The sequence below is a fragment of the Rhodococcus baikonurensis genome, assembly GCF_040489275.1.
In the GTDB taxonomy this organism is placed as follows: domain Bacteria; phylum Actinomycetota; class Actinomycetes; order Mycobacteriales; family Mycobacteriaceae; genus Rhodococcus_F; species Rhodococcus_F baikonurensis.
Genome location: NZ_JBEUOQ010000010.1, coordinates 101,330 through 117,547, shown reverse-complemented (window position 1 = coordinate 117,547; position 16,218 = coordinate 101,330). Strand labels below are relative to the sequence as shown.

Annotated in this window: 15 protein-coding genes; 7 read left to right on the top strand and 8 right to left on the bottom strand. The window is 62.7% G+C overall.

What is annotated here, in order from left to right; genetic code table 11:
• Nucleotides 1-3: 3 nt before the first annotated feature.
• Genes ABWI03_RS22365 through ABWI03_RS22350 form a run of 4 tightly spaced genes read right to left on the bottom strand, consistent with a single transcriptional unit; the run spans nt 4 to nt 4,702 of the window.
• Nucleotides 4-1,716, bottom strand: coding sequence for a vWA domain-containing protein (locus ABWI03_RS22365; protein ID WP_298776365.1), 1,713 nt, complete (start codon nt 1,714-1,716; stop codon nt 4-6).
• Between the two features lie 59 nt (nt 1,717-1,775).
• Nucleotides 1,776-2,489 carry a type 1 glutamine amidotransferase gene (locus tag ABWI03_RS22360; protein ID WP_095969627.1) on the bottom strand — a complete coding sequence of 238 codons (714 nt, stop codon included), beginning with the start codon at nt 2,487-2,489 and terminating at the stop codon, nt 1,776-1,778.
• Nucleotides 2,482-3,735, bottom strand: coding sequence for a Mur ligase family protein (locus tag ABWI03_RS22355; protein ID WP_003943457.1), 1,254 nt, complete (start codon nt 3,733-3,735; stop codon nt 2,482-2,484). The genes ABWI03_RS22360 and ABWI03_RS22355 overlap by 8 nt, the downstream gene beginning before the upstream one ends.
• A gap of 25 nt (nt 3,736-3,760) precedes the next feature.
• Nucleotides 3,761-4,702, bottom strand: a complete 942-nt coding sequence (locus ABWI03_RS22350; protein ID WP_298776362.1) for an EamA family transporter — start codon at nt 4,700-4,702, stop codon at nt 3,761-3,763.
• 108 nt (nt 4,703-4,810) lie between these two features.
• On the opposite strand from ABWI03_RS22350, the gene ABWI03_RS22345 reads away from it, so the two are divergent.
• Entirely contained in the window at nt 4,811-5,704 is an 894-nt protein-coding gene (locus ABWI03_RS22345) for a LysR family transcriptional regulator (RefSeq protein ID WP_162114058.1), read from the top strand.
• Between the two features lie 144 nt (nt 5,705-5,848).
• Here ABWI03_RS22345 and ABWI03_RS22340 read toward each other — a convergent pair whose 3' ends face one another.
• Complete coding sequence (locus ABWI03_RS22340; RefSeq protein ID WP_003943489.1) at nt 5,849-6,226, bottom strand: PLDc N-terminal domain-containing protein; 378 nt, start codon at nt 6,224-6,226, stop codon at nt 5,849-5,851.
• Between the two features lie 249 nt (nt 6,227-6,475).
• Nucleotides 6,476-8,284: a 2-isopropylmalate synthase gene (leuA, locus tag ABWI03_RS22335; protein WP_095969630.1), complete on the bottom strand. Its 1,809-nt coding sequence runs from the start codon at nt 8,282-8,284 to the stop codon at nt 6,476-6,478.
• A gap of 270 nt (nt 8,285-8,554) precedes the next feature.
• Between leuA and ABWI03_RS22330 the strand changes: the two genes are divergently transcribed.
• From ABWI03_RS22330 to ABWI03_RS22315, 4 genes are read left to right on the top strand one after another with little or no spacing between them, the layout of a single operon-like run.
• Entirely contained in the window at nt 8,555-8,920 is a 366-nt protein-coding gene (locus tag ABWI03_RS22330) for a DUF8021 domain-containing protein (RefSeq protein WP_003943492.1), read from the top strand.
• On the top strand, nt 8,920-9,873 hold the full coding sequence (locus ABWI03_RS22325) for a hypothetical protein (RefSeq protein ID WP_298776346.1): 954 nt from the start codon (nt 8,920-8,922) through the stop codon (nt 9,871-9,873). Before ABWI03_RS22330 ends, ABWI03_RS22325 begins: the two co-directional genes overlap by 1 nt.
• Before the next feature lie 49 nt (nt 9,874-9,922).
• Nucleotides 9,923-11,188 (top strand): aspartate kinase, encoded by a 1,266-nt coding sequence (locus tag ABWI03_RS22320; protein ID WP_003943494.1) that lies wholly within the window; start codon nt 9,923-9,925, stop codon nt 11,186-11,188.
• A 6-nt stretch (nt 11,189-11,194) separates the two neighbouring features.
• Nucleotides 11,195-12,229 carry an aspartate-semialdehyde dehydrogenase gene (locus ABWI03_RS22315; protein WP_042447794.1) on the top strand — a complete coding sequence of 345 codons (1,035 nt, stop codon included), beginning with the start codon at nt 11,195-11,197 and terminating at the stop codon, nt 12,227-12,229.
• A 63-nt stretch (nt 12,230-12,292) separates the two neighbouring features.
• On the opposite strand, the gene ABWI03_RS22310 is transcribed toward ABWI03_RS22315, so the two are convergent.
• Together ABWI03_RS22310 and ABWI03_RS22305 are read right to left on the bottom strand one after the other, a co-directional pair.
• The gene (locus tag ABWI03_RS22310) at nt 12,293-12,634 is read right to left on the bottom strand and encodes an Imm51 family immunity protein (RefSeq protein WP_298776341.1); all 342 of its coding nucleotides are present in this window, start codon (nt 12,632-12,634) and stop codon (nt 12,293-12,295) included.
• A 44-nt stretch (nt 12,635-12,678) separates the two neighbouring features.
• The gene (locus tag ABWI03_RS22305; RefSeq protein WP_020905924.1) at nt 12,679-13,320 is read right to left on the bottom strand and encodes a TetR/AcrR family transcriptional regulator; all 642 of its coding nucleotides are present in this window, start codon (nt 13,318-13,320) and stop codon (nt 12,679-12,681) included.
• A 159-nt stretch (nt 13,321-13,479) separates the two neighbouring features.
• Here ABWI03_RS22305 and ABWI03_RS22300 point away from each other — a divergent pair, with 159 nt between their 5' ends.
• Both ABWI03_RS22300 and ABWI03_RS22295 read left to right on the top strand, forming a co-directional pair.
• Nucleotides 13,480-15,279 (top strand): acyl-CoA dehydrogenase family protein, encoded by a 1,800-nt coding sequence (locus ABWI03_RS22300; RefSeq protein WP_298776338.1) that lies wholly within the window; start codon nt 13,480-13,482, stop codon nt 15,277-15,279.
• 1 nt (nt 15,280) lies between these two features.
• Complete coding sequence (locus ABWI03_RS22295) at nt 15,281-16,213, top strand: oxygenase MpaB family protein (RefSeq protein WP_298776336.1); 933 nt, start codon at nt 15,281-15,283, stop codon at nt 16,211-16,213.
• The last annotated feature ends 5 nt before the right edge of the window (nt 16,214-16,218 follow it).

Here is a 16,218-nt window from a genome sequence, read left to right as displayed (position 1 = left end):
CGCTCATTCGGCGGCAAGGAATATCGCCTTGGTGACGGCGACGGTTTCCAGCGGTCCCTTCGACGGTCCGACCAGCACGGTCCACCGATCTTCGGAACGATCGATCGGATAGGTGCTTTCGGCCCATACGATGGGTGTATCCGTCCCCTGCCCTCGGCAGGAGTAGGCGCCCGCCAGACGGGGGTCGGATTCGGGAGAAGGCCACGAACCGCCGTACCGGACGCGGCAGAGAAGGCCGTTCTCGAGTTCGAGCCCGAAGGGACTCGGGTCGGCGGGCCGCGGATATGCCTCGACGCCGTCCACACCCCGAGCGGTGATCAGTTCTGTTCCCCAGGGAAATTGCAGGCAGAGAATCGAATCGGGCTCCGGGCCGACCCAACACGCGTCCGCCCCGTCTGCGGTGCTTCCGCAGGTGATGACTCCCGGCGTGACTGCCGATTGCGATGCTGCGTAGCACTCGCTGATCTTCATGACCGGTGTCTTGACACTCCAACCGGGTTTGGGTTCGCCTGAACTGTCGACGGCAACAAGATTCACGATCTCGGTGGGTGTACCGCCCGCCGATGACCCCGCAGTTGCGGGCAAACACCGGCAGAGGACTATGCGGGTGATAGTTCCCTCATCCGCTTTCTTGCCTTCGGGTGTGAAGGTGATGCGATACCCGGTTCCTGCTTCGGAGTCGGCCGGAAAGACCGCAACCGATTCGCCGTCGGAATTGGTTGTGGCAGTGAAGGGGCCGTACAGTTCGGCGGCGCGCTGCATCTTCTGGCCGACGGTCAGTCCGTCCAGTGTGGCAGCGCCGGTCCGGGGCGCAATTTCGACGAGAACGCCGTCGGTGAAGGTCAATTCGCAGTCCTGCCATTCGAGGACTACCGTTCCGGTCTTCGACACCGGTGCCAGGTCGCCGGCAACCTCTCGCGCCTCGCTCTCAGTCATCCCGATACGAAGGTTGCGGAAGCCGCTGGTGGAGAGTCGCTCCCGCGCGGACTCGGGGTTCGAGGCGACCGCAAGGCGTGCGGTGAGTTGGGCCGCGTTGGCGGCGTCGATCGCCATGCCCCCGGTGGCGTCGGCGATGCACTTCAGCTGGCCGGACGCAGCGGCGTCGAGCTTGAATCCGATGGTGTGGATGGTCAGGTCAGGATCGTGAGGTATCGCTTCGGTGGACTCGCACGGAGGTTCGGTTGAGCAGGTGTCCTCCCCGTCAGAGACGAGGATGATCGTGCGCTCACCATCGGCGGGGAGCGCGGCGGCCGCCTGCTGAAGTGCAGACATGATCGGCGTGTATCCCGACGCGGACAGCCCGTCGATTCCCGCTGCGAATGCGTGTCGATCAAGTGGACCGAGTGGCACGACGGTCTTGATGTCGCGGCAACCCGCGTCCTTCTCGGCGTCGCTGCTACCTGTGGCGGTGCCGTACGCGATCAGACCGAGCGCAGCATCGTCTGGAAGACCACTGACAAGAGTGTGAATCGCGTTCTTGGCGGCATCGATCCGAGGACCGGGAGCGTCGTCCTGCTTCATCGACCCCGAGGCGTCCAGCACGATGACGGTAGGCGCCGTTGCTTCTGCAGCCGGATCAGCAGCGACAGTTGCCTGCTGGGCCCCGCCTACTTCCTGGGTTCCACCCACTTCCTGGGTTCCACCGCCGCCCTGCGTCGAACACCCGACGGCAATGATCGCAGTCGCCGCAATACAGATCGCCACCCGAAGACGCATGGAACGAGGCTACGAGGTGCCGCGGCCCACCAACAGTCGTCCGAACGGACGACATGGGCTCAGCGAATTGCGAGTCGCTCCTTGCGGAGCTTGTCGACCTCGGGCAGGTGCAGGGGTTCGAGCTCGTCGACGCCCAAGGCCCGCATGAGCAGGAGGTCCGCGAGTTCCGGGTTACGCGCCAAAGCGGGTCCGTGCATGTACGTCCCGATCACCGAACCCTGCACGACGCCTTCGAATCCGTCACCGACGCCGTTTCCGACGCCGTGGGTGACTCGCGCGAACCCAGAGGCTGAGCTGCCCAGAGTTGTTCCGCCGCGGTGATTCTCGAAACCCGAGAGAGGAGCGGTGAGCCCGTCGATCAACGGTTTCGTGATGACCTCGCCGATGGAACGCTTCTCCTGCGGAGAGGTCGTGACGTCGAGCATCGAGACACCTTCGACGCGTTCGCCACTGGAGGTTTCGTACCAGTTGCCGAGCACTTGAATGGCAGCGCAGATCGCCAGAACCGGTGCACCGCGCTCGGCGGCGCGTTGCAGGCCAGGGTATTTCGCGAGGTGACGTGTCGCGAGTCGCTGAGCGGAATCCTCGGCGCCACCCAACGTGTACACATCGAGTGAATCCGGGACGGGATCGCTCAAGGTGATGTCCACGATCTCGGCGTCGTAGCCGCGCATCCGCAGGCGCTGACGCAGGATCAGGGCATTGCCGCCGTCTCCGTAGGTGCCCATGACGTCGGGGAGTACCAGACCGATGCGAATTGTCGAGTCAGACATTGCGAGACTCCTTCGCGATGGCGGTGTTGAGATCACGGAAGGCCGTGTAGTTCGCCAGTACCTCCACACGTCCGGGAGGGCAGGAAGCGATGGCACGCAACGGATCCGGATCGAGGGTGTGCTCGACGCCTGCGTACGTGAGACGAACGGCGAGATCGGTTCCGCGTTCGCCGGCGGCCACTACCTTGACGCCTTCGAAGTGTTCGAACTTCACGTCCCACAGCCAGGAGAGGTCCTCGCCGTCCGGCACCTGACCGTTCACCGCGATGACCAGGCCGTCCACCGTGGGATCGATCATCGACAGTGCTTCCTGCCAACCGGCCGGATTCTTCGCGAGCAGCATGTGAACGGAGTGCGGTCCGACCTCGACGGTGCTGTACCGGCCGGCGACTTCCTGGACCGTCGACGCGGCGGCAACTGCCCCGACCGGATCTGCGCCCAAAGCCGCCGCTGCCGCTACGGCCTGAGCGGCGTTACCGCGGTTGGCTTTTCCGGGGAGAGTCAATGTCATCGGAATCTTCAGGCCGTCGGGGCCGTAAAGATTGTCGTCGTCGAGCCACCAGGTCGGCTCGGGCCGTGCGAAGTCGGAACCGGTACTGCGCCAGTGCTTTCCCTCCCACACGATGGGTTCGCCGGTCCGCGGGCAGCTGACGGAATCGCCGGCCCAGCCGCCGCCGGCAGCAACCCACACGACGTTGGTGGCGTCGTATGCCACGGAGGTGACCAGTACGTCGTCGCAGTTGGCGACGATCACCGCGTTCGGATGAGCATTGACGCACGCGCGGAGCTTCCGCTCGATCATGTTGATCTCGCCGACCCGGTCGAGCTGATCGCGGCTGAGATTCAGCAGCACGATCACTTCCGGGTTCACGGCGTCGGCAACGTGGGGGACGTGTAGTTCGTCGACCTCGAGTGCTGCCAGCGTCGCGTCCGTACGCGCGGCCAGAGCGGCCACGATCCCGGCATCCATGTTGGCGCCGTCGGCCTGCGTGGCGACGTCACCGAGCGTCGCGAGCGCTGCGGCGGTCATACGCGTGGTCGTCGACTTGCCGTTGGTGCCTGTGACCACGACGGTGCGCTTGCCGCGTCCGAGTTGAGTCATGAGCGTCGGGTCGATCTTGAGGGCGATCAACCCGCCGATCATCGAACCCTTGCCGCGCCCGGCCTTCTGCGATGCCCAAGATGCTGCTGCGGCAGCTCGCATGGCGAGCTTTCCGCGCGCTGTGATCGATAGTCCAGTTCCCACGGCCCGAGTTTGGCACAGGGCGTCGTCAGACGCCGAGTCGCGCCGGTGGTGAGGCTGCAGGTGTGTCCGAGAAAACAGTGCCGGCGGGTTTGCGCCTCATCTGCGCGGCACTCGCTCCGGCAATCACGATGACTGCCCCGACCAGTGACAACGGGCTCGGATCCTCGTGCAGGAACAACCAGGACGCGCCGATACCCACAACCGGCACCAGCAAGGAGAGCGGAGCCACCATGCCGGCGGGATAGCGTCCCATGAGCATCGTCCAGAGCCCGGATCCGGCGATGGTGCCGAGCAGAATGATGTAGGCCAACCCGACCAGTGACGGCCAGGCGTCGGCGCTGAACGCGGTGCCGAGTGCGTGCCAGCCGACAGTGGGGCCTTCGACCACCGCGGACAGGGCGAGCATCGGCAACGGCGGGATGACGCACATCCACAACATCAAGCGCATCGGTGCGGGCTCGCCGACGGTGTTCGCCGCGGCCAAACGGCTGCCGAGATTACCGAACGCCCAGGACAGACCACCGAGGAGCGTCAGGATGACGGGCAGCAGTGCCGCGTGGTGTGAACGGTCCCAGCCGATCAAGGACATCCCGGCAACGGCAACGGCGATCCCGGAGACCTGCCAGACGCTGAGCTTCTCGCGGAGCAGAAACGCGCCGAGTACGACGGTGAACGGCGCTGACGACTGCAGAACCAGTGATGCAAGACCCGTCGGCATCCCCGAGTGCATCGCCCAGAAGAGGAAGACGAACTGGCCGAATCCGAAACCGAATCCGTAGAGCAGCAGCCAACGGAGCGGTACCTGCGGACGCGGCACGAAGATGACCACCGGAACCGCGATGATCAGGAACCGCAGCGCAGCGAAGAAGAACGGTGGGAAATGATCCAGGCCGACACGAATGGCCAGGAAGTTCAGACCCCACAAGACGATCACGGTCAGGCCGAGGAGACGGTCGCGGGGAGTCATGACGTTAATCGTGAGCCGTACAAAGCATCAGAACAAGCGAATATAGATGCACTATCCATGTAGTTTTGCTACATGGATGCAGGGCGCTACAAAGAAGCTGGTCACTAGATGGACGCCACACGTTTGCGAATCCTCCGCGAGCTCGCCGATCGAGGAACTGTCGGTGCCACTGCTCTCGCTCTGTCGATGACGCCGTCAGCGGTCTCGCAACAACTCAAGATCCTCGGACGAGAAGCGGGGGTCTCGCTCCTCGAACCGGACGGGCGCACGCTGCGCCTCACCGACGCGGGTCGAGCGCTGGTACTTCGCGCCGACGACGTGGTGGCGGCTCTCGACCGGGCAGCGGACGAGATGGCGTCGTACCGAGGCTCGCCGCGCGGCAAGGTGCGAGTCGCGTTCTTTCCTTCCGGCGCGGCTCTCCTGCTGCCCGGTGTCCTGACGGCGCTGAAGAACTCGGACGTGGACATCGACGCCTACGATGTCGACAAACCGGCGTCGGCCGTCCCTGGGCTGTTGGCCGATCACGACGTGATCCTCACTCACCGTGACGAACGCGGAGCCGAGACGTCGTTTCCCCGGGTCAGCGTTCAACCGCTGATGCGTGAACCGATCGATCTGGTGCTGCGGCCTGATCATCCACTCGCCGAGCAGGATTCGGTTCGGTTGGAGCAATTGGCCGACGAGAACTGGATCAGCGTGCGCGGCGGGTTTCCGGTCGACGACGTTCTGTTGTCGGTTGCGTCCGTGACCGGCGTCCAGCCTCGCGTCGCTCATCGGATAAACGATTTCCGCGTCATCGAAGAACTGGTGGCGGCCGGTCACGGCGTGGCTTTGATGCCGCGTTACGCCATCACGCATCCCGGAGTGTCGAGGAAACCGGTGGCGGGAGTGCGCGCTGCCCGCGTTTATGAATTGGCAACTCGGTTACATGCCAACCGCAGTCCGGCTGTCGGAGTGGTTCTCGACGCTTTTCGCGACGTCGCGCGTGCTGTTGGTGAATGAAGGGCCGTTGGTGATGGAGGGCCGTTGGTGAATGAACGGCTGTTGGTGAATGAACACAAAACGGGAGCGACACGATTAGTGTCGCTCCCGCTTCGGTAGTGCAATCCTCACGGATTAGTGAGGGCCGCTTAGTGAGGGCCGGTATCAGGCGAGAGCCTTGGCCTTCAGTGCTGCGAATTCTTCTTCGCTGATGGTTCCGGCGTCGAGAAGGGCCTTTGCATCTGCGATGGATTCGGCCGGGGACTTTCCGGCAACCTCACGGATGTAGCTGTCCTGTGCGTTCTTGACCTGCTGCGCAGCCTCGAGGGACCGCTGTGCCATTCCGTCGCTGCGAACGATCAGGTAGACGAGCGAGGTGAGCAGCGGAATGAAGAACAAGAAGACGATCCAGATTGCCTTCACCCATCCGGAGGTCTTGTGATCGCGGAACAGGTCGGTGATGATCGAGAAGAGCAGGATCAGGTACGCGATGAACGCGAAGCTGATGATGATCAGCCAGAGGAAGTCCCAAAAGGAATCCATTGTCGAGCTCCATTTCACAAGTCGGATTTGTCTGAGCTGACTATCTCACGCGCACGTGGCGTCTGCATCATCCTCGATGGGTGAATTCTTTTTGTTAACTTCGCTAACCGACTCTTTCGGGACCAATGTCATGTGGAATCGAAATCATGAAGCGATAGTCTTCAGCGCCCTGAAAACGACCCTGGTCTCACCCGAAAATCGGGTGAGACCAGGGTTTGTTCAGAAGCAGGGTTTATCAGGCGTTGAGTGTCAGCTGGCGCGGTTCACTGCCGAGACCACGGCACGCAGCGAAGCTGTCGTGATCGACGTGGCGATACCCACACCCCAGACGACGGTGCTCTGACCGTCCGGGCCGGTCACGGCGCACTCGACGTAGGCCGCGGCCTGGGCGTCGTCACCGGCGGACATCGCGTGCTCGGAGTAGTCGAGGACACGGACGTCGAAGTTGATGCTTCCCAGCGCGTCGACGAAGGCAGCGAGCGGGCCGTTACCGGTACCCGAGATCTCCTGCTCCTTGCCGTTCACCTTGACGATCGCGGTGATCGCGTCGGTGCCGCCGTCTTCCTCGGACGCGGTGACCTTCTGCTTCATGCGCTCGAGCGGGGTGATGGGAGCGAGGTACTCCTCGTGGAATACGTCCCACATTTCCTTCGGCGAGACCTCGCCGCCCTCGCCGTCGGTGATCTTCTGGACCGACTGCGAGAACTCGACCTGCAGACGACGCGGCAGCACCAGACCGTGATCGGCCTTCATGATGTACGCGACGCCGCCCTTGCCGGACTGCGAGTTCACGCGGATGACTGCCTCGTAGCTGCGGCCGACGTCCTTCGGGTCGATCGGCAGGTAGGGGACCTGCCAGAGAATGTCGTCGACGTCGGAGTCCTGGCTGTCGGCGTCGACCTTCATGGCGTCGAGGCCCTTGTTGATCGCATCCTGGTGGCTGCCGGAGAACGCGGTGTAGACCAGGTCGCCGCCGTACGGATGACGCTCGTGGACGGGCAGCTGGTTGCAGTACTCGACCGTGCGACGGATCTCGTCGATGTTCGAGAAATCGATCTGCGGGTCGACGCCGCGCGTGAACATGTTCAGGGCGAGGGTCACCAGGCAGACGTTGCCGGTGCGCTCGCCGTTGCCGAACAGGCAGCCTTCGATGCGGTCTGCGCCGGCCTGGTAGCCCAGTTCGGCTGCAGCGACGCCGGTGCCGCGGTCGTTGTGGGGGTGCAGCGACAGGATGACCGAATCGCGGCGAGCCAGGTTGCGGTGCATCCACTCGATGGAGTCGGCGTACACGTTGGGTGTAGCCATCTCGACGGTGGCGGGCAGGTTCAGAATGACCGGGTTGGCAGGCGTCGCACCCAGGGTTTCGGTGACGGCGTCACATACTTCCTTGGCGTACTCGAGCTCGGTACCGGTGTAGGACTCGGGCGAGTACTCCCAGCGCCAGTTGGTGTCCGGGTACTTCTTCGACTCGGCCAGGACCAGTTCGGCGGCGTCGGTGGCGATCTTCTTGATCGTGTCCTTGTCGGCGCGGAACACGACGCGGCGCTGCAGGATCGAGGTGGAGTTGTAGAAGTGCACGATCGCGTTCTCGGCACCTTCACACGCCTCGAAGGTTCGCTTGATCAGTTCGGGACGCGACTGCGTCAGCACCTGGATGGTGACGTCGGACGGGATCGCGCCGTCTTCGATGATCTCGCGAACGAAATCGAAGTCCGTCTGGCTCGCGGACGGAAAGCCGACCTCGATCTCCTTGTAGCCCATACGAACCAGGAGATCGAACATACGACGCTTGCGTGCCGGGCTCATCGGATCGATCAGTGCCTGGTTGCCGTCGCGCAGGTCAACGGCACACCACTGCGGTGCTCGGTCGATGATCTTGTCCGGCCAGGTGCGGTCGGGCAGCGTGACCGTCTCGACCTCTTCGGCGAACGGGCGGTAGCGGAACGTCGGCATCGACGAGTTCTTCTGCGTGTTCCACGCAGGCTGGTCGGAAGGTGCCGGCTTCGTGGGCGGGGTGATGGTGCGAGTGCCGGTGGTGAATGCGTCAGCGGGGGACATGGGTGTGATCTCCAGGATTGTGGACCCGGCCTGTTGACCTGTTGGTCAAGACCATGAGTCCGGAAGGCTTGGTCGACCGGCGCACAAAAACCCCGCGGCGGGAGGCCAGTCTGGATCAGACCCCGTCGCGGCAACCAAGAAGGAGTGCGCGCTGCATGCAGAGCACTCTACTCCTGGATTTCGGGAGAAATCGGTGGGGTTCGCCCTCATGTCCAATTTGTCGCCGAATTGTGCTGCCGTTTCGGCCCCGAAAATGGTGGACTGTCGTCCATGGATCCCCGAATCGCCGTGGCGAGCACGTACCTCGACGCGCTCCGCAGCCACGATGGCAGTTCCGTACCGCTGGCTCCGGACGCGGTACGTCACGAGGTCGGGTTGAAGACCGGGTTTTCGGGGAATCATTTGCGGCGCAGCCTTTCCGGAGGTCCTCAGTATCGCGTGATCCGCGACATTCGTGAGGTGGAGTGGACGGTCGACGGGGACGACCTGACGGCTGACTACCTCCTTGACGCCGGGTTGTTCGGGCGGAACCTGATGACCGTTCGGGTTACCGAGACCTTCCGGATACCCGCTGACGATCACCGCATTCACCACATCACCGCGAAGATTCGACCGGCGCGCGCCAAGCACACGTGATGCGCTCGATCCGCTGGATCGTCTGTTCACTGCTGATCGTTCTCGCTGGTCTCGGTTCTGCCGGCTCGGTGCTCGCGCTGTTCGTCCACACCCAGGTGAACGACACCGACAGCTACGTCGAGACGGTTGCCCCGTTGGCTGCCGACCCCGCTGTCCAATCGGCGGTCGTCGACCGGCTGACCGAGGAATTGACGCAGCGGTTGGACAGATTTCCGCAGGTGGTGACGAGACAAGCCGAGAGACTCGTTCGCGAGGCCGCTCAGGCGTTGGTCTCGAGCGATCAGTTCGCGACGCTCTGGACCGCGGCCAACCGACAGGCTCACGCGCAACTTGCCGCGATGGTGACCGGCCGAGCCACCGACGGCATCGTTCGCGCCGACGACAGCGGAACGGTCACCCTCTCCCTCGAACCGATCATGACGGAACTGCGGACGAACCTCCGCGATCGCGGATTCACCGTGGTCGATCGCCTCCCGACCTTCGATCCTCAGTTCGAGATCGTGCAATCCGACGAGTTGGTGCGGGCTCAGAACTTCTCGGACACTCTCGACCGAGCAGCGGCCTGGCTGCCGTGGGCTTCGGTGGCCTGCGCGATTGCGGCCGTCGCAGTTGCACCGGGGCGAATGCGCGCGCTGTCCCTGGTCGGGCTGGCGACGGCGGTGGCGATGATCGCCCTGCTGGTGGCGCTGGCCGTCGTGCGCCGGGTCTATTTACAGAATTCAGACATACCGTCGTCCGAGGCGGCTGTGGCGGTGTACGACGCGCTGGCAGTTTCCCTGGTCAGCAGTATCCGCGTGCTTCTCGCCTGCGGAGTTGCCGTCGCGGTGGTCGGTTACGTTGCCGGTGGTTCGCGTTCTGCGACGTTGATGCGAGCGCGGATCTCGCAACTGATCCCGCGCGGATCTGAGGCGAACAGCAGTACGCATCGGGAAGTCCCAGGACCACCTCGGTAAGCTCGACCTCTGGTATCTGTAAACAATTTCGACCTGGAGGTAGAAACGCGTGGCTCTCGTCGTCCAGAAGTACGGCGGATCCTCGGTGGCAACCGCCGAGCGCATCCGACGAGTCGCTGAACGGATCGTCGAGACCAAGAAGGCCGGCAATGATGTCGTCGTCGTGGTGTCAGCGATGGGCGATACCACCGATGAGCTGCTCGACCTGGCTCAGCAGGTGTGCCCTTCCCCGCCGGCCCGTGAAATGGACATGCTGCTGACCTCGGGTGAGCGCATCTCCAACTCCTTGGTAGCGATGGCAATTCACTCCCTCGGCGCCGAAGCTCGTTCGTTCTCGGGCTCACAAGCCGGAGTCATCACGACCGGCAGCCACGGAAACGCCAAGATCATCGACGTCACGCCGGGCCGTGTTCGCACCGCCCTCGACGAAGGCTCGATCGTTCTGGTCGCCGGATTCCAAGGCGTCAGCCAGGACAGCAAGGACATCACGACGCTCGGACGCGGTGGCTCCGACACCACTGCCGTGGCGTTGGCAGCTGCACTTAACGCTGACGTCTGCGAGATCTACACCGACGTCGACGGCGTTTTCTCCGCCGATCCGCGTATCGTCCCCGACGCTCACCGCCTCGAGACGGTTTCCTTCGAGGAAATGCTCGAACTCGCAGCGTGTGGCGCCAAGGTGCTCATGCTCCGGTGCGTCGAGTACGCCCGTCGTTACAACGTGCCTGTGCACGTCCGTTCGTCATACACCACCAAGCCCGGAACAATCGTGTCCGGATCGATGGAGGACATTCCTGTGGAAGAGGCCCTGATCACCGGAGTCGCGCACGATCGCGGCGAAGCCAAGATCACCGTTGTCGGATTGCCGGACACACCGGGACACGCTGCCAAGGTGTTCCGCGCAGTTTCCGATGCCGAGATCAACATCGACATGGTGCTGCAGAACATCTCCAAGGTGGAGACCAACAAGACGGACATCACCTTCACTCTTCCGACGGCCGACGGCCCCCGCGCCGTCGAGATCCTGACCAAGCGCCAGGAAGACATCGGCTTCACGCAGATCTTGTTCGACGACCACATCGGCAAGGTTTCCCTGGTCGGCGCCGGAATGCGGAGCCACCCGGGCGTCACCGCCACGTTCTGCGAGGCGCTGGCCAAGGCAGACATCAACATCGACCTCATCTCGACCTCTGAGATTCGCATCTCAGTGCTGGTCAAGGACACCGAATTGGACGACGCTGTACGTGTCATCCACGACGCTTTTGGGCTCGGTGGCGAAGAAGAAGCAGTAGTACACGCTGGAACGGGACGGTAATTTCTCATGACGACTATCGCTGTTGTCGGTGCGACCGGTCAGGTCGGCATCGTCATGCGCACTTTGCTCGAAGAGCGGAACTTCCCCGCGGACAAGGTGCGGTTCTTCGCATCGGCACGCTCCGCCGGTAAGAAGCTGCCCTTCCGCGGCGAAGAGATCATCGTCGAGGATGCGGCCGCCACATCGGATGAGGACCTGAAGGGCATCGACATCGCCCTCTTCTCCGCCGGTGCGACGCTCTCGCGCGCCCAGGCTCCGCGCTTCGCTGCTGCCGGAGCAACGGTTGTCGACAACTCTTCGGCATGGCGTAAGGATCCCGAGGTTCCCCTCGTGGTCAGCGAGGTCAACCCGCAGGACACGAAGAACCTGGTCAAGGGCATCATCGCGAACCCCAACTGCACCACCATGGCAGCGATGCCGGTACTCAAGGTTCTGCACGACGAAGCCGGTCTGCAGCGTCTGATCGTCTCCAGCTACCAGGCTGTGTCCGGTAGCGGCATCGCCGGCGTCGAGGAACTCCTCGGCCAGGTGCGCGCCGTTGTCGGTGACGCCGAGAAGCTGGTTCACGACGGCAGTGCCGTCGACTTCCCGGCCCCGAACAACTACGTCGCCCCCATCGCGTTCAACGTTCTGCCGTTGGCCGGTTCGCTGGTCGACGACGGAAGCGGCGAGACCGACGAGGATCAGAAGCTCCGCAACGAGAGCCGCAAGATCCTCGGACTTCCTGATCTGCTGGTTTCGGGCACATGCGTGCGCGTTCCCGTCGTGACCGGGCACTCGCTCGCGATCAACGCAGAGTTCGCCAACCCGCTCTCGGTTGCTCGCGCCAAGGAAATCCTCGCCGACGCTCCGGGCGTCGAGCTGGTCGAGGTTCCGACGCCGCTGGCCGCTGCCGGTGGCAACGCGTCGCTGGTCGGTCGTATCCGTCAGGATCCGGGTGTCCCGGAGGGCCGCGGACTCGCGCTCTTCGTTTCGGGTGACAACCTGCGTAAGGGTGCCGCGCTCAACACCATTCAGATTGCCGAGCTGTTGGTCGGCTAGATCTTTCGTTCGGTACCGGCCCCGCACCTAGGTGCGGGGCCGGTGTCGTTTTGCTGGTGGGTATCAGTCGAGTTCGGAGATCGCGACCAGGCCGCCGAGGTAGTCAGCATTCGAATACGCTTTGGCGAGAAGCGCTCCGAGTTCACCGAGAGCTTCGCTGTCGCCGCCGTACGCAACGAACATGCCGGCTTCGGGATCGGTGCCGAATCGACCTTCCAGATGCGGTGCATCCCGACCCACCACTGCATGGGCCACCGAAGCCCAGTCGTAGCCGGAACCTTCGAAGCCCTCTACCTGCTCGAATACCGCTGCAACCTTGCCGAAGTGCTGGTCGGTGAGCATCAGCGACCAGTTTCCGGGAGACGTTTCGAAGAGCTGCAGCGGTTCGATCGATGGTGATGTCATGCGTGTATTGAAGCAGATCCGACCGACAGGTTTCGGGTCTCTGTCTAACGGCCTACCGACTGTGCGAGAGCCACGGCGAAGCTGGAAAGCCGTTCTCGGGTATAGGTTTCGGGGTCGCTGACCGCCAACCGTCCAAGCATTTCGGCAAACGACATCATGGTGTGTGCGAGGAGAACCGGATCAAGGCCTTCGAGCTTCGGTTCGAGTGCAATCCCGGCACGGGCCAGTTCTTCGGCGCGGGCGAAAACAGCTCCGCGAGAGAGCTTCAACAAGCCGTGATACTCGCTGGGGGCGTTCTCGACAGACGTCAGAATCAGGCGCCAGCGCGTCGGGTTCTCGAGTACGGCGTCGACGAAGGCTCCGACGGTCCCGGTGTACGACGCCGCTGGGCCGAGCTCGCTCAGATCAGTCGGCATGGTTTCAAGCACCTGAGCGATGGCTCGCTCGTGCTCGCGGCGCAGGAGTGCGGCGACGAGATCGGTCCTGGTATCGAAAATCGTGTAGAGGACGGGCTTGCCGACGCCGGCTTCGGCGGCAACTGATTCCATGCTGAGGTTGTGCAGGCCAACACGGCCGGTGACCTCGAATGCTGCGTCGAGGAGCTGTTCGCGTCGTTGCTCGGGCGCCATACGAGGGGCGTATTTGCGTCGCGGTGTATCCGTTGCGTCAGCTTGTGACCTGGTCATCGTGTGCCTCACCTCCGCTCCCACCCTAATCTGCCTGCCACTTCCTCGTGAATCATACGCAACCGTTGTATTCGAGGTCTGCAATTGTTACGGTGGCGTTGTATTCGAAGAGGCGGTCAGTGAGGCGCCTCTGCCGAGATCTCTAGGAGAACAACCGCGATGACAGCGCCTACCTCTTCAGTGCCGAATGATCTGTTGCTCCATCCCTCTACATACGATCGGCCGGAATTCGACGCGACCACGCGGAGACTGCTGGGTGCGACCGTCGACTGGTTCGAGGCGCGTGGAAAGAATCGACTTCTGGCCGACTATCACGACAAGATCTTCTACTCCGACTTCCTCGACTTCGCGGCAAAGGAAGGCCTGTTCGCGACTTTCCTGACGCCCGCCCGCGACAGTAGCGGTGACTCCGACAAGCGCTGGGATACCAGCCGTATCGCCGCGTTGTCCGAGATTCTCGGTTTCTACGGACTCAACTACTGGTACCCGTGGCAGGTGACCATTCTCGGGCTCGGGCCGGTGTGGCAGAGCGACAACGAGACTGCAAGGGCGCGAGCAGCTTCCGCTTTGGCTTCCGGAGGCGTTGCAGCATTCGGATTGTCCGAGAAAGAGCATGGCGCCGACGTCTACTCCACCGACATGGTGTTGACGCCCAACGGCAGCGGCGGGTACCTGGCCAGCGGTTCGAAGTACTACATCGGAAATGGCAACTGCGCCAACACGGTCTCCGTCTTCGGTCGTGTCGACGGAGTGGAGGGTGCCGATCAGTACGTCTTCTTCTACGCCGACTCGGAGCATCCGGCATTCACCGTGGTGAAGAACATCGTTCCGGCGCAGATGTACGTAGCGGAGTTCTCACTCACCGACTATCCCGTTGCAGCAGAAGATATTCTGCATACCGGTGAGGCGGCATTCAGTGCCGCACTCAACACCGTGAACATCGGAAAATTCAATCTCTGCTTCGGCGGAATCGGTATGTCGACGCATGCCTTGTACGAGACGATCACCCACGCGCACAATCGAATCTTGTTCGGCAATCCCGTCACGGCTTTCCCGCACGTACGACGTGAATTCGTCGACGCGTACGCGCGCCTGCTGGCGATGAGGCTCTTCTCGGATCGCGCGGTGGACTACTTCCGCACCGCATCGCCCGAGGACCGCCGCTACCTCTTGTTCAACCCCGTCACCAAGATGAAGGTGACAACCGAAGCACAGAAGGTGATCGGACTGCTTTCCGACATCGCTGCGGCAAAGGGCTTCGAGAAGGACAGCTACCTCGCGGTGGCCAAGATGGATGTCGACGGGTTGCCCAAGCTGGAAGGCACCGTCGCAGTCAACCTCGCGCTCATTGCAAAGTTCATGCCGGCGTATCTCTTTGCCCCTGAGTCATTTCCGGCGGTTCCGACGCGCAATGACGCAGCCGACGACGAATTCCTGTTCCGCCAGGGCCCGGCACGGGGGTTGTCGAAGGTTCGATTCGACGACTGGCGAGCGGTGTACGCGAAGTTCGTGGATGTTCCCAACGTCGCGTTGTTCGTCGTGCAGGCAGAAGCGCTCGTGACCCTCCTTGCCGAAGCAGCCCCGGATGCGGCGCAGCAGGTCGACTTGGACTTCGGCCTGGCGATCACCGAACTCTTCACCCTCGTCGTTTACGGCCAGTTGATCCTCGAACAAGCTGAGATCTTGGGATTGGACGAGGGGCAGCGGAACGGTGGAGTGGTGGATCAGATCTTCGATGTCCTGGTCCGCGACTTCAGTGCTGCAGCGGTGGAGTTGTACGGAAAACCCAGCGCCAGTGACGATCAGCAACGGTTGGCTCTCGCATCTATTCGCCGCCCAGCGTTTGCGGCCGAGCGATTCGAGTACGTCTGGCAGCAGGTAGTCGCTTTGTCTGGTGCCTACGAAATGAACGGTGCCGGCGAATTGAACGGTGTCGGCGAAACGAACGGGGAGGAATGAAATGTCTGAACTGGCGATGAATCGACCGCGTGAGGATTACGGTTTCTTCGGCCCAGGATCACCTAGCTGGAAGATATGGGCGGCGCCGACAGCACTGATCGGTTTCCAGCGATCAGTGGTGCTCGAGCACTTCGACCCCTTTCTTGCTGCCGCAGTGGCAGATATGAGCGGGATCTACAGCGATCCGGCCGGGCGACTCGACCGAACCTTGGCGTACTTCCTCACCGTCGCCACTGCCGACGGGCGGACGGCACTGGCGTTGTCCGACCATCTCATGACGGTTCATGCTCAGGCCACGGGTATCGAACCGATCACCGGAACTCGTTACAGTGCAAACAATCCGGCGTCACAACTGTGGATCCACGTGACCGGTTGGCATTCGGTGCTCAAGTGCTACGAGATGTACGGGCCGGGCCCTCTCTCCGCCGTCGAAGAGCAGCGGTACTGGGAAGAATGCGTGATCGCTGCCGAACTGCAGACATGCAAAGCGTCCGACGTTCCGCAATCGCGAGATGAGGTACGGGAGTACTTCGCTGAAGTCAGGCCCAGATTGTGTACCTCCGAGCGTGCCAACCGCGCGATGCACTACTTGCTGAGAACACCAAGAGCGCAGGGGAAGACGAAGTTCGCGACATTCAGCCGACTCGTCGCGCCGGCAACTATCGCGACATTGCCCGGCTGGATGCGAACGATGGGTGGGTTCGATCAACCCGCGTTGTTGGACAAGGCGATTGCGCCCGCGGTGCGAGCTGCGGTACGAGTGGGTAGTTCGCCGAAAAATATGACCACAGCTCTGAAAGTCATTGCGCCGATGACCGGCAAGGTGTTGGAGCGCCACCTGCGCGACGAGCAACCCCTCGACCCGAGGGTTGTCACCCCGGCCGAGATTCGGGAGCGATTCCCGCGAGGAACCATGGTTCCGCAGGCGGTCTGACGGAA

What these genes read in the sequence shown, in the direction of transcription:
- ABWI03_RS22300 (WP_298776338.1), top strand. Translation starts at nt 13,480, where the DNA reads ATGACAGCGCCTACCTCTTCAGTGCCGAATGATCTGTTGCTCCATCCC.
- ABWI03_RS22310 (WP_298776341.1), bottom strand. Translation starts at nt 12,634, where the DNA reads ATGACATCACCATCGATCGAACCGCTGCAGCTCTTCGAAACGTCTCCC.
- ABWI03_RS22295 (WP_298776336.1), top strand. Translation starts at nt 15,281, where the DNA reads ATGTCTGAACTGGCGATGAATCGACCGCGTGAGGATTACGGTTTCTTC.
- ABWI03_RS22350 (WP_298776362.1), bottom strand. Translation starts at nt 4,702, where the DNA reads ATGACTCCCCGCGACCGTCTCCTCGGCCTGACCGTGATCGTCTTGTGG.
- ABWI03_RS22315 (WP_042447794.1), top strand. Translation starts at nt 11,195, where the DNA reads ATGACGACTATCGCTGTTGTCGGTGCGACCGGTCAGGTCGGCATCGTC.
- ABWI03_RS22330 (WP_003943492.1), top strand. Translation starts at nt 8,555, where the DNA reads ATGGATCCCCGAATCGCCGTGGCGAGCACGTACCTCGACGCGCTCCGC.
- ABWI03_RS22365 (WP_298776365.1), bottom strand. Translation starts at nt 1,716, where the DNA reads ATGCGTCTTCGGGTGGCGATCTGTATTGCGGCGACTGCGATCATTGCC.
- leuA (WP_095969630.1), bottom strand. Translation starts at nt 8,284, where the DNA reads ATGTCCCCCGCTGACGCATTCACCACCGGCACTCGCACCATCACCCCG.
- ABWI03_RS22345 (WP_162114058.1), top strand. Translation starts at nt 4,811, where the DNA reads ATGGACGCCACACGTTTGCGAATCCTCCGCGAGCTCGCCGATCGAGGA.
- ABWI03_RS22325 (WP_298776346.1), top strand. Translation starts at nt 8,920, where the DNA reads ATGCGCTCGATCCGCTGGATCGTCTGTTCACTGCTGATCGTTCTCGCT.
- ABWI03_RS22360 (WP_095969627.1), bottom strand. Translation starts at nt 2,489, where the DNA reads ATGTCTGACTCGACAATTCGCATCGGTCTGGTACTCCCCGACGTCATG.
- ABWI03_RS22340 (WP_003943489.1), bottom strand. Translation starts at nt 6,226, where the DNA reads ATGGATTCCTTTTGGGACTTCCTCTGGCTGATCATCATCAGCTTCGCG.
- ABWI03_RS22305 (WP_020905924.1), bottom strand. Translation starts at nt 13,320, where the DNA reads ATGACCAGGTCACAAGCTGACGCAACGGATACACCGCGACGCAAATAC.